At 70.8% G+C, this 13,432-nt stretch carries 5 protein-coding genes; all 5 read right to left on the reverse strand.

The window, feature by feature from the left end:
* Positions 1-114: 114 nt before the first annotated feature.
* Complete coding sequence (locus tag AB3X10_RS16465) at positions 115-339, reverse strand: hypothetical protein (RefSeq protein ID WP_369976408.1); 225 nt, start codon at positions 337-339, stop codon at positions 115-117.
* A complete protein-coding gene (locus tag AB3X10_RS16470) occupies positions 336-9,044 on the reverse strand; it encodes a GH36-type glycosyl hydrolase domain-containing protein (RefSeq protein WP_369976410.1) in 8,709 nt (2,902 codons plus the stop codon). Before AB3X10_RS16470 ends, AB3X10_RS16465 begins: the two co-directional genes overlap by 4 nt.
* A gap of 103 nt (positions 9,045-9,147) precedes the next feature.
* On the reverse strand, positions 9,148-9,426 hold the full coding sequence (locus AB3X10_RS16475) for a hypothetical protein (protein WP_369976412.1): 279 nt from the start codon (positions 9,424-9,426) through the stop codon (positions 9,148-9,150).
* Between the two features lie 51 nt (positions 9,427-9,477).
* The gene (locus AB3X10_RS16480; protein WP_179570743.1) at positions 9,478-10,221 is read right to left on the reverse strand and encodes a FadR/GntR family transcriptional regulator; all 744 of its coding nucleotides are present in this window, start codon (positions 10,219-10,221) and stop codon (positions 9,478-9,480) included.
* A 105-nt stretch (positions 10,222-10,326) separates the two neighbouring features.
* Complete coding sequence (locus AB3X10_RS16485) at positions 10,327-13,257, reverse strand: TonB-dependent receptor (RefSeq protein ID WP_369976414.1); 2,931 nt, start codon at positions 13,255-13,257, stop codon at positions 10,327-10,329.
* Between the last annotated feature and the right edge of the window lie 175 nt (positions 13,258-13,432).

Consider the following 13,432-nt stretch of genomic DNA (forward strand, 5'->3'; position numbering starts at 1 on the left):
GTGTCCTGTTTGCGACGGCGTGGCACGCAGTGTGGGCGCAGGCGCCGTGCAACCCGGGTGACCATGCCGTGAGCCCAGCGTGGCGGTGCCATGCAAATGCGTTCAGCGCGGCATTCAGGGAGGCAGCATGCAGGCGTCGATCGCGTTGCTGGCGAGCATCGCCGCCAGCGCCTGGCGCGCCTGCGCGCGATCGCACGGGGCAGCCGCATCCAGCAGTTCCTGCGCGAGCGCGCTGAACTGCGGCCAGAATTCGGCCGGATGCTGCAGATGCGCGGTCCACTCCGGCAGCATCTGCGCCAGATGCGCCAGCGCCGCCTGGGTCTGCGCGTGCGTGTTCATGCCGGCGCGCGCGGTGGCCGCCATTGCACGCGATGGGTCTTGCCGTCGTCGACCAGCGCGATGCGCGCATCGTCCTGGCGCACGCCGTCCACGAACAGGCCGCTGCCGTCGTCGGCATCCGCGCCGACCTCCGCAGGATCGGCAAGCGATTGCAGCAGTTCGATGTGGTAGCTGCTGCCGCCATGGCGGTAATGCAGCTCGCAGCGCGCCCAGTCGGCCGGCAGGCACGGCCGCAGCTGCAGGCTGTCGCCCTCGCGCTGCAGGCCCAGCAGCGATTCGACCAGCAGCCGGTACATCCAGCCCGCCGAGCCGGTGTACCAGGTCCAGCCGCCGCGTCCCACGTGCGGCGCCACGCCATAGACGTCGGCGGCGAGCACGTAGGGTTCGACCTTGTAGCGCTCGCTGGCCGCCGCATCCAGGCTGTGCCGGATCGGGTTGATCATCCGCGCCAGTTCCCAGGCGCGTTCGCCGTCGCCGAGGCGGGCGAAGGCCATTGCCGCCCACACCGCCGCATGCGTGTACTGGCCGCCGTTCTCGCGCACGCCCGGCACGTAGCCGCGGATGTAGCCGGGATCGTGCTCGATGCGGTCGAACGGCGGCTCCAGCAACTGGATCAGGCCGGCATCGCGCTTGACCAGGTGCCGGTCCAGCGCGGCCATCGCCTGCCGCGCACGCGCCGGCGCGGCGGCGCCGGACAGCACCGACCAGCTCTGCGAGATCGAGTCGATGCGGCATTCGGCGTTGTCCGCCGAGCCCAGCGCGGTGCCGTCGTCGAACCAGGCGCGGCGGTACCAGTCGCCATCCCAGGCATGCGCTTCGAGATTGCCGCGCAAGGCATGCGCCGCCGCGTCGCACTCGTCGGCGAACGCGCCGTCGTCGCGGCTGCGCGCCAGCGCCGCGAACTGCTGCAGCACATGGAACAGGAAGAAGCCCAGCCACACGCTCTCGCCCTTGCCGCCCTCGCCCACCCGGTTCATGCCGTCGTTCCAGTCGCCAGTGCCGATCAGCGGCAGGCCGCGTTCGCCGAGCAGGTCCATGCCGCGGCGCAGCGCCTGCACGCAGTGCGCATACAGCGGCGCGCGCTGGTTCGACGGCGCCGGCAGGTCGTAGTACGACTCCTCGTCGGCGCCGACGCTGCGGCCTTCGATGTAGCGCACGTCCTCGTCGAGCACGCTGCGGTCGCCGGTGACCTGCAGGTAGCGGCACGCCGCCAGCGGCAGCCACAGGTAGTCGTCCGAGCAGCGCGTGCGCACGCCGCGGTCCTGCGGCGGATGCCACCAGTGCAGCACGTCGCCCTGCGGGAACTGGTGCGCGGCGCTGGCCAGCAGATGCTCGCGCGCCAGCGCCGGAGTGGCGTGGACCAGCGCCATCATGTCCTGCAGCTGGTCGCGGAAACCGAACGCGCCGCCGGACTGGTAGTAGCCGCTGCGCGCCAGGTAGCGGCAGGCCAGAGTCTGGTACGGCAGCCAGCCGTTGACCAGCAGGTCCACGCTCGGATCGGGGGTCTTCACCTGCAGGCCGCCGAGCAACTGGCGCCAGTGGATGCGCACCGCATCCAGCGCGTCGTGCGCGGCGTCGCGGCCGCGCATGCGCCGCGCCAGTTCCACCGCGGCATCGCGGTCCTTGCCCGCGCCGAGCCGGAACACGGTCTCGCACTCGGCGCCGGCGGCCAGGCCCAGCGGCACCTGGATCGCCGCGCACGGATCCAGCCCGGCGCCCAGGCGCCCGGACAGGCGTTCGCGGCGCAGCGCCTGCGGGTCGGCCATGTCGCCGTTGCGGCCGAGGAACTCGGTGCGATCGCCGCTGCAGCTGCGCGCGGCCGCGTCCACGTCGAAGAACGCGGTGCGCGCGGAGAACTCGGCGTTGTACGGATTGCACGCCAGCAGCGCGCCATGCGCGCCGTCCTGTTCGGTGACCACGTGCATCTGCGACTTCACCCGCAGGTCGCCCAGCACCCATTCCACATAGCCGGTCGCCGACAGGCGCCGGCTGCGCCCGGACAGGTTGCGCAGCTTCAGCACCGAGAACTTCACTGCCTCGTGCAGCGCCACGTACACCCACAGCTCGCTGGCGATGCCGTCGTGCACGTGCTCGTAGACGCTGTAGCCGAAGCCGTGGCGGGTGCGGTACTCGCCTTCGCCGCGGCGCGGCAGCGCCTGCGGCGACCAGACCCGGCCGCTGTCCTCGTCGCGCAGGTAGAACGCTTCGCCGCAGGCGTCGCCGACCGGGTCGTTGTGCCACGGCGACAGGCGGAACTCGTGCGCGTTCTCGAACCAGGTGTAGCCGGCGGCGCTTTCGCTGAGCACCGTGCCCAGCTGCGCATTGGCCAGCACGTTGGACCACGGCGCCGGGGTCGGCGCGCCCTCGCGCAGCGTCACCAGGTATTCGCGGCCGTCGGCGGCGAAGGCGCCGGTGCCGTTGTCGAACAGCACCTCGGCCTGCGCCGGCGCGAACGGCCACGGATCCTCGTGCGCATCGCCGGCCGCGTGCGCGAGCGGTGCCAGCGCCTGCGCGTGCTCGCGTGCCTCGGCCAGCGCGGCGGCCGGCAGCGGCACCAGCTCGGCCACGCCGCGCGGCGGCGGCAGGTGCCGGCCGATCTGCGCGGCCAGGGTGCCGCGCTGGTCGCTGACGATGACCCGCGCCACCACCTGCAGCAGGATGCGGTCTTCCTGCGAGATGTTCTGCACCGGGCGCACGAAGATGCCGCCGGGGCGCTCCAGCACGCTGGCATCCGGATCGGCCGCGATCATGCCCAGGATCTGCTCCTGCAGTTGCTGCCGGTAGCCGCTCTGGCTCTCGTTCCAGATCACCAGGTCCGCATGCAGGCCCTTGAGCCGCCAGTACGCATGCGCCTGCACCATCTGCCGGACCAGTTCGATGTTGTCGGCATCGCCGATCTGCAGCAGCGCGATCGGCAGGTCGCCGGAGATCGCATGGCCCCACAGCCCGGACTGGCCGCGCCGGTTCTGCAGCAGCAGTTCGCTGTCGGCGCGCAGCGCCGGATGCACGTACACCATCAACCCGGCCAGGCGCTCGTACAGCTGCGCGTCGGCCTGCGAGGCGTTGATCTGGCGACGCACCACCTGGCTGTGGGTCCAGGCCAGGTCGAACACGCGGTCGGCCAGGCGCCGGTCGCGGTACTTGTCGATCAGCGCCGCGCACGCGGCGCGGTCGCCGCCCACGCCGTAGACCATGTCGATCATCGCGGTCTGCTCCGGCGCCAGCACGATCCGGCAGCGGATCGCGACCACCGGGTCGAGCACCGAGCCGGCGGTATCGGAAAGAACCGCGTCCTCGCGTAGCGCACGCGGACTGCGCGCGCTGTTGCCGCGGCCGAGGAAGCGCGCGCGGTCGGTCTCGTAGGAAATCGCGCCGATGTGCGCGTCGTGCACCGCCACCAGGTGGAACATCCACGGCGCGACCTCGTCGTGCGCCCGCGTGCGCCGCGTGCACAGCAGCGCCTGCTTGTCGCGGGCGATCTCGGTCTGCACGAACAGGTTGCTGAAGGCCGGATGCAGTTCGTCGGCGATCGCCGGCGCCAGCACCACTTCGGCATAGGTGGTGATCTCGATGGTGCGCGGGTGGCGCGAGCGGTTGCTGACCCGCAGGCGGCGCAGCTCGATGTCGTCCTCGGCGGAGATCGCCACTTCCAGGTGCGTGTCGAAGCCGCGCTTGCGCCCGCGGAACTCGGCCTTGGCGTCGGAGAAGATCGCCTCGTACTGGTCCACCGCCACCGCGGTGGGCTGGTAGGCGGCCGACCAGTAGTCGCCGCTGTCCACGTCGCGCAGGTAGCAGAAGCTGCCCCAATGGTCGCGGGTGGCGTCTTCGCGCCAGCGGGTGATGGCCATGTCGCGCATGCGGCTGTAGCCGCCGCCGGCGCTGGTCAGCAGGCCGTGGTAGCGGCCGTTGGAGAGCAGTTGCACCGCCGGCCGCGACGCGCCGGGATCGCGGAACACGCGCAGCTGGGTCTCGTCCTCGCGCGCGTCCTGGGCGCCGCGCGCGGCGCCGTCCGCTTCCTGCGGATGGAACACGCCCACGCGCGGAATCCGCTCCTGCAGCAGCAGCAAGGTGGCCTGGAACTCGGCATCGGCGGCGAAGCGCTTCTGCATCGGCTGCTCGCGCAGCAGGTGGTCCAGCGCCAGCAGGCCCATGCCCTGGTGATGCGCCATGTACGAGCGGATCAGCGCGTGGTCCTGGCCCGGCGGCACCCGGCTGGGGGTGTAGTCGATCGCCTCGTGCAGGCCGAAACGGCCGCCGAAGCCGGCCTCGGTGAGCCGTTGCAGGTTGGCGCAGGCCGCTTCCGGGGCCACCATCAGCGCCATCATGCTGGCGTACGGCGCGATCACCAGGTCCTCGCCGAGGCCGCGCTTGAGGCCCAGCCCGGGCACGCCGAATGCGCGGTACTGGTAGTTCATCCGCGCATCGACCGCGTTGTAGCCGGACTCGGACACGCCCCACGGCAGCGCATGCCGCGCGCCGTGCGCGATCTGCGCGTTGACCGCATGCACCGCGGTCTGGTCGAGCAAGGTGTCGGCATAGCTGGGCATCACCAGCTGCGGCATCAGGTATTCGAACATCGAGCCGCTCCACGACAGCAGCGTCGCTTCGCCGTCGACCTCGGTGAGCTGGCGGCCGAGCGCGAACCAGCTTTCCTGCGGCAGCTGGCCCTGGGCGATGGCGACGAAGCTGCACAGCCGCGCTTCGGAGGCCAGCAGGTCGTAATAGCCCTGGTCCAGGCGCCGCTCGTCGACGTTGTAGCCGATCGCCAGCAGGCGCCGCGCCGGATCGTAGAGGAAGCCGTATTCCATCAGCGACAGCTGCCCGGCGATGTGCGCCAGGCGCTCGAGCTGGTGGATGCGCGCCCGCGCGCGCTCGGCGGCCTCGGCGTCGCGGGTCTGCGCCGCAAGCTCGCGCAACGTCGGCAATGGCGACTCGGTGGCGGGGATGCACGCGTCGTCGCGCTCGGCCAGCGTGGCCCACGGCGCGAAGGCATGCAGCTCCTGCTGCGCGGTGCTGCACGCCTCCAGCAGCGCCTGCGGCCAGTGCGGCGCCAGTGCGTCGGCGGACCGCTCCGCGCTGGGCAGCGGCGGCGGCCAGCGCTCGGCGATCACCGCCGCCTGCACGGCCAGCGCGCACAGCGCCTGCCAGGCCTGCGCCAGCGTCTGCGGCGGGGCCGCACGCAATGCTTCCAGGCGCTGCTCGACGTCCTGCAACACCGGTTGCAGCGCGGCCACCTCGGGGTGGCTGTCGTGCGCGGTCTCGCGCAGCACGCCGAGCGTGTCGGCCAGCCCGTCGAAGGTCGCGACCGCCAGCAACGGCGCATCGCACAGCGCCAGCAGGCCCTGGCGCAGGGTCAGCAGATGCCCGGCCAGGTTGCCGCTGTCCACCGTCGACAGGTAGGTCGGCGGCAGCGCCTGCAAGGTCTCGGTGTCGTACCAGTTGTAGAAATGGCCGCGGTGGCGCGGCAGCGTCTCCATCGTCGCCAGGGTCAGCCGGGTGCGTTCGATCACCCCGCCCGGCTGCAGGTAGCCCAGGTCGTAGGCGGCCAGGTTGCCGAGCAGGGCCAGGCCGATATTGGTCGGCGAGGTGCGCCGCGCCACCACCAGCTGCGGATGCTCCTGCACGTTGTCCGGCGGCAGCCAATGGTCCTGCGCGCGCATGTGCACTTCGAAGAACGCCCAGGTGCGGCGCGACAGCCGGCCGAGGAAGGCGCGCTGCGGCGGCGCCAGCTGTGCGCGGCGCGGCGCGTCGGCATGGCCCATCCACGCCATCAGCGCCGGGGCCACGCTCCACAGTGCCAGGATCGGCGCGGCGACCCACAGCGTATGCGGCTGCCGCCAGGCCAGCAGGCCCAGCAGCGCCAGCGCGAACAGCGCCGCCGGCGCCATCCCGCCCAGCTCGGCCGCATTGCCGCGGCCGAGGCTGCGCGCCACGTCGCCGGACGCATGCCATTGCAGCAGGCGGCGCCGGCTGACCAGCATGCGCCACAGCGTGCGCACGATCGCCGACGCGGCATAGCCCGCCTCGTACGGCAGGCAGGCCAGCGCCAGCAGCGCGCGCTGCAACTGCGTCGCCCAGGCCTTGCCCAGCGTGCCCAGGTGCATGCGCCAGGCCATGTCCACCGGCTTGGCGACCACGTCGTGCAGCGCCGGCACCACGATCGGCAGCACGAACAGGCCCAGCAGCCAGGCGGTCCACGCCGCCGGCCGCGGCAGCCACAGCCAGCCGGTCGCCAGCAACGCGGTGGCGGCGATCGGCACCAGGCTGCGGCGCAGGTTGTCCAGCAGCTTGCCGCGCGACAGCGCCGAGAGCGGATTGCGCCGGTAGCGGCCGGCGGCGTCGGGCACCCACGGCAGCAGCCATGGCAACAGCTGCCAGTCGCCGCGGATCCAGCGCGCGCGGCGCTTCACGTCGGTCGCGTAGCGCGCCGGATAGTCCTCGAACAGGCGCACGTCGCTGACCAGGCCGGCGCGCGCGTAGCAGCCTTCCAGCAGGTCGTGGCTGAGGATGCGGTTGTCCGGCAGGCGGCCGTCGAGCGCCTGCTCGAACGCATCCACGTCGTAGATGCCCTTGCCGACGAACGAGCCTTCGCCGAACAGGTCCTGGTACACGTCGGACACGGTGCGCGTGTACGGGTCGATGCCCGGCTCGCTGCCGAACAGGCGCGCGTAGCGGGTGATGCGGTGGCCGCTCATGCTGCTGCCCACGCTCGGCTGCAGGATGCCGTAGCCGCGGGTCACCCGGCCCAGCGCCGGATCGATGCGCGCGCGGTTCAGCGGATGCGCCAGGGTCGCGACGAACTCGCGTGCCGCATCGCGCGGCAGCCGCGTGTCCGCGTCCAGGGTGATCACGTAGCGCACCTGGGCCAGCAGCGCGGTACTGCCGATCACCGCACTGAAATCGGCGTCGGCGGCCCCGCCGCGCAACAGCCGGTTCAGCGCCGCCAGCTTGCCGCGCTTGCGTTCGTGGCCGATCCAGGCGCGTTCGCCGGCGCTCCACAGCCGCGGGCGGTGCAACAGGAAGAACCGGTCGCCGCTTTCCGGCGCATAGCGCTGGTTGAGCCGCACGATGTGCTGCGCCGCATGCGCGAGCAGCGCCGCGTCGCCGGGCAGCGTGGCCTGGGCGGCGTCCAGGAAATCGGTCAGCAGCGCGAAATGCAGCTGCGCATCGCGATTGGCCAGGAACCGCACTTCCAGCGCCTCGGCCAGTTCGTCGATCGTGGCCGCGTCGCTGAGCATGCTCGGCACCACCACCAGGGTGCGCGCGCCGGCCGGAATGCCCTTGGAAAAATCCATCCGCGGCAGCGTGCGCGGCGCCACCAGCAGCGTCGCCGCCCAGTTGACCAGCGCCACGCCCAGTTCGCTGAACACCAGTCCGCCGAGCAGCGCGGTGCTCGCCCACAGCCATGCCGGCACAGTGGCCAGCGCCTGCAACTGGCCCAGCAACGTCCAGCTGCCGAATCCGGCGATGGCCGCGATCGGCAGCAGATACGCCGGCAACGGCAGCGTGCGCCGCGCCACGGACGGCCGGCGCCGCGCGCGCGGCAATGCGGCGATCGCCGCCGGCAGGTCGCGCTGGCCGTCGTCGACCAGGTAGTAGCCGACATGGCGGCGGTCGTCCACGCTCGCCGCTTGCGCCAGCTGCAGCACGCACGCGGCCACCGCGTCCTCGCTGGCGCCGCTGCGCCGCGCCAACAGCTCGACGCTGTGCCGGTAGCTGTCGCGGGTCTGGAAGTCCATCTGCGCATAGGTGCCATGCGGATCGCGGCGCAGGTGCGCTTCGACCGCGCTCAGCTCCTCGACGAAATCGCGCCAGTCCAGCGTCGCCAGCAAACGCAGGCTGGCGATGCTGTTGCTGATCGAGACCTGGTCGGCGGCCTGCTGCTGGCTTTCCGCATGCACCATGTCGTCGATGCGCTGGCCGCCGTCGGCCAGCCACTGCTCGACCCAGGTCACCGGCATCGCCAGCACCCCGCCGCGCCCGTGCAGGCCGCGCACCAGTTCGGCGACGAACGCGCCGGACAGCGGCGGCTGCGAGCGCGCCATGTCCGCGACCACCAGCACCACGCTCTTGGGATCCTGCACGGCGGTGGTATTGAGCCGGTCGGCCCAGTCGCTGGCCAGGCGGTGGTCGATGCCGTCGCGCATCACCCGCGCCGCGACCCGGCGCAGGTTTTCCAGCAGGCCCAGGCGCAGCATGATCGGGATCGCCCACAGCTCGCCCAGCTTCAGCGGCGTCACCGTCTGGTACGCGGCGATGAAGCGGCTGGCGATGTCGGCGTCGATGCGGCCGTCGCCGTGGGCGATGGCGTCCATCGACAAGGCATACACGCGCGGCAACCCGGCCGAGGCGCCTTGCGCCAGCGCCGGCAGCTGGCGGCTGTAGCCGGCCGGCAGATGCCGCCGCGCGATCAGGATCTGTTCTTCGACCAGGTAGAAATTGTCCAGCAGCCATTCGCCGGCGGGCGTGACGCGGATGTCGTCGCGGACCATCGCCGCGAGCATCGCCAGGGCGTCGCGCAGCACGTCCTCGTTCTGTTTCAGCCGCGCCAGCAACACCTCGGGGCTGCGCCCGGCATGCACCCGGTGGGTCCGCGCCAGGGCTTCGCCGTGCGCAGCCATCTGTTCGGCGCTGAGCAGTTGCGCGCGCAGCGGCTCTTCGGCCAGCGGCCGCGTGCGGCCATGACGCAGGAAACGCGCGCGCATGCCGGAGAGGCCACGCCGATAGGGAAGTAGCCGTCTACGCAACGCACGCCAGGGGGACGCCATGATGATCCAGAGGGGCCACAGAGCCCGCTTGGCTCCAGGCTTAGCAGTCGCGGGCAGCGCCGGGCGTGAATGCGCGCGCCGCACTGCAGGCCATTGCGCATCGGCATGACGACGTTGCGCGCGCCGCAGCCGCGCTGCGGTTGACGCTGCGGCCGGCGCGCAACGCGCCGGCGGCGTTCAGGCGCCGATGCAGGCAGCAGCGCCAGAGGGCGCATTGCAGCGTCAGTGCGGCGCGATTGCGCAGATTACGGAAGCTGCGAAGCAAGCCGTACCGTCGACGCGAAGGCGAAATGGCGCCACGCACGACCGCGTTGCGCATGCCCCTCACCGCGACGCCGGCAGCGGACGACAGCGACCGCGCCCGACGGTCTCAGATCCGCGTGGTGGCCAGGAAGCGCTCGCGGTCCTGCTGGGTGCGGCGGCGGATCTCGGCCAGGGCCTGGCTTTCGGTGGCTTCCAGCATCGATTCGAACAGGCGCTGGAAGTGATTGCGCATCGCGTTGCGCGAGGCCGCCGGATCGCGCGTCTTCAGCGCCTCCAGGATCGCGGCGTGTTCGTCGGTGCGGGTCGCATCGTCCTGGTGGCAGACGTGCGCGTACACCTGGCGCACCCGCGGCAGTTCGTTGCGCATGCGCCAGATCAGGTGGATGCAGTATTCCACCACCGGGTTGCCGGACAGGCGCGCGATGGCCAGGTGGAAGCGGCGGTCGTATTCGCCGGCCATTTCCTCGGTGGTGGCCGGGTCGGACATCGCCGTGACCAGGGTCTGCAATTCCTCGATGTCGGCATCGGTCAGGCGCCCGGCGGCCAGCGCCGCGGCTTCGGCCTCGATCACCGTGCGCGCGGCGGTCAGGTCGAACGCGGTGACGTCGGGCAGCGCGCCCTGCGCATCGATCGGGCGCGGCCGCACGTACACGCCCGAGCCGGTCTTGATCGCGATCCAGCCCTGCGCCTCCAGCGCGATCTCGGCCTCGCGGATGGTCACCCGGCTGACCCCGAAACGCTCGGCCAGATCGCGCTCGCCCGGGAGCCGCGAACCGGTCGGGAATTCCCCCGATTCGATCAGCGACAGGATCTTCGCGGCGATGGACTGGTAGAGGCGGCTTTCGGACATCGAGCTAGGGACCCATCTGGTGGTTTCCACAGCGGCGCCGGGACGACGCGCCGGTGCCCGCTGCGGCTCGAAAAACGGCGCGGCCCGGGAGCCGCGCCGCTGCGTTCAGAACTTGTATCGTACACCGAAATATGCGCGTCGCCCGTAGCTCACGTACTCGCGGAAGTTGCCGTAGACAGGCTGGGATGCGACGCGCGGTTCGTTGCTCAGGTTCATCAGTTCCAGCGACAGCGACAGCTGCTTGGTGACCCGGTAGCGGGCGCGGAAATCCACGCTGGTGTTGTCGCCGTAGTAGCGGTTCTGCTGCGCGGTGTTGCCGGTGAAGTCCTGGTAGTACCTGGAGCGGTACTTGCCGATCGCCTGCATGTCGAAACGGCCCAGTTCCCAGTACAGCGAACCGGACAGCACATGCCGCGAGAAGCCGCTCAGCCCGGCCGGGGCCACGATCGCCGGGATCACGCTGCCGGTGAGCGCATCGACCTGCTCGCCCAGGCGAGGATCCTGGGTCTGGTAATCGGTGTCGGCGTAGTTGTAGCTGAGCTTGAAGCCGAGCCCGTCCAGCGGCTTGGGCAGGTAGGAGAAGCGGTGCGCGGCGCTGAGCTCGAAGCCGGTCAGCGTGCTCTTCCTGTCGGTGGTCACCTGGCGCGGCACCGGCACGGTGACGCTCTGTCCATCGACCACGAAGGTCTCCTCGAACAGCGCGGTCTCGGTGCCGCCGTTGAACTGCTTCCAGTACACCGCGCCGGCCAGCAGGCTGTCCTGGTTCGGATACCACTCCAGCGACACGTCGCCGTTCCAGGACATCAGCGGCTTGGCCTCCGGATTGCCGGTGGCGGTGATGCCGGCCAGCGCCTCCTCCAGGCTGGTGAAGTTCTCGGTGCCGGTGAGGTTGACGTTGCGGCCCGAACCCAGCGCGGCGATGTCCGGACGCGACATCGCGCGGTAGCCGGCCAGCCGCAGCAGCAGATTGTCGCGCAGCTCGAACGCGGCGTTGGCGCTGGGCAGCAGCTTGTCGTTGCCGGCCTTGGCGACCAGGGTCTGGTAGCGGCCGGTCGGCTGCAGGCGCAGGGTGCCGGCGCCGTTGTCGATCAGCTCCAGGTCGGCGCGCACGCCTTGCGAGCGCACGTCGGTCTTGACCCAGCGCGCGCCCAGGTTGCCCGTCACCGGCAGCCCCCACAGCTCGCTGCGGAAGTCGGCCATCAGGAACAGCGCCTTGGTCTTCTCCACCACATCGACGTTGTTCGGATCCATGTAGTCGGGATCCACGCCGGTGGCGCTGCTGCCGCGGAACGCTTCGTACAGACAGCCCGGATCGAAGTAGGCCCAACTGGAGATGGTGTTGCCGCTGGCCGCGTCGAGGAAGTCGTCCTGCGGGAACGCGGCGCGGCAGGCCTGGTTGGCGGCGATGATCTGCGCGCGCCCGGCGCCGCTGGAGGCGATGTCGGTGGTGATGGTGTTGTCGAAGTAACGGTAGTCGGCCTGGCTGGCGCGCAGGCCGACGCTGAGCTTGGTCAGCAGCCCGTCCTCGGGCAGGTAGCTGAAGTCGAAGCGGCCGGCGCGGATGCGGTGGTCGTTCTTCTCCTCTTCGGAGCTGACCCGCGCCGCGCCGGTATAGGCGTCCCAGTCGCCGACGTCGAACGCCGGGTTGAGCGCGATGCTGGGCACCTCGCCGCGCTTCTCCCAATCGTAGCTGACATAGCCGGTGGTGCCGCTGCTGATCCCCGGCACCACCGCGTTGTTCACGTCGCGGGCGTTGGCGCGCAGGCGGGTCATGCGCTGGGTGTCCTCGCGCACGGTGTGCGAGTAGGACAGGTCGGTGGCGATCTCCCAGGCCACGCTCGGGCGCAGCACGATGTTGAGGCCGCCGCCGGTGTATTCCTCGTTGCGGTCGTACAGGGTCGAGGTGGAGTCGATCGAGGTGTTGCCGGAATAGCGGCGCAGCACGCCGTTGTCGTCGACTTCGCGATTGACGATGCCGCGGCGGGTATTGGACAGGCTCAGGTCGGAGCGCTGCTCGTGCCAGTTGCGGTCGGTGTGTTCGTAGTCGACGTTGACCTCCAGCACCTCGTTGGGCTTCCACTGCACCGCGGCGAACTCGGACTGGCGGTCGTTGCGCTCCTGCTTGAGCCGGTAGATGCGGCTGCTCGGCACCAGGTAGTACGGCGCGCCGTTGGCGATGGCGTTGGCGCCGACCTCGGCGCAGTTGGCGTTGGCCACGTTCTGGGTGCCGTCGCAGGCGTACCAGGTGGAGCCGCTGGTCATGCTCTCTTCCGGATCGGTGCCATCCAGCGCCTGCAGGCCGATCGACACGCCGAGCTTGCCGCCGTCGGCGAATTCGAACTGGTCGATGTAGCTGGCGGTGCCGCGCCAGCCGATGCCGTCCTTGTCGCGGTATCTGTTGTCGTACTCGGCCCAGCTGCCGCGCCCGTCGATCTGGATCGCGCGCTTGCCGTAGTCCAGCGGCTTCACCGTCTCCAGGCCGATGGCGCCGGCGACGCCGCCTTCGATCAGGTCCGCGCGCTGGGTCTTGTAGATGGCCACGGTGTTGATCAGCTCGGCCGGGAACATGTTGAAGTTCACCGAGCGGTCGCCGCTGCCGTTGGTGATCTCGCGGCCGTTGAACTGGGTGCTGCTGAGGAACGCGCCAAGGCCGCGGATGGAGATCTCCGAGGCGCCGGTCTTGTCGCGGGTGGAGGCCGCGCCGGTCAGCGTCTCGATCGCATCGGCCAGCGACGGCGCCGGCAGGTCGCCGATGTCCTCGGCCGACAGCACGTCGGAGATCACCGTGTCGTCGCGCTTCTTGTTGATCGAGGACTGGATCGAGCCGCGGATGCCGGTGACCTGGACCTGGTCCAGCGTCGTCGCCCCGCTCGCCGGCGCTTGCGCCGGTGCCGCGGCGGCCTCGGCCGGCGCGACCGGCGCCTCCTGCGCCCAGGCCACGCCGCTCAACGATGCCGCGATGGCGCAGGCCAGGGCGCTGCGCAGCGTGCGCGCGCCGGCGCGTCTGGCGGACGGGGCCGCATAGGGGTGCCGCATGGTCTCTCCTCCCGAGTGAACGCCGTAAAGGGCTACGACGTGGGAGCGGAGCCTTCACCCGTCCACGACCAATGTCAACAAATTGGTAGAAATATCCACCTAGGCCAATTGGTCCGCGTAATTGCACGCCTATTTATGTGCGATTGCAGCACACCAATGCGCCAAAATAGCTAGC

The sequence above is a fragment of the Xanthomonas sp. DAR 80977 genome, from assembly GCF_041240605.1.
GTDB lineage: Bacteria > Pseudomonadota > Gammaproteobacteria > Xanthomonadales > Xanthomonadaceae > Xanthomonas_A > Xanthomonas_A bundabergensis.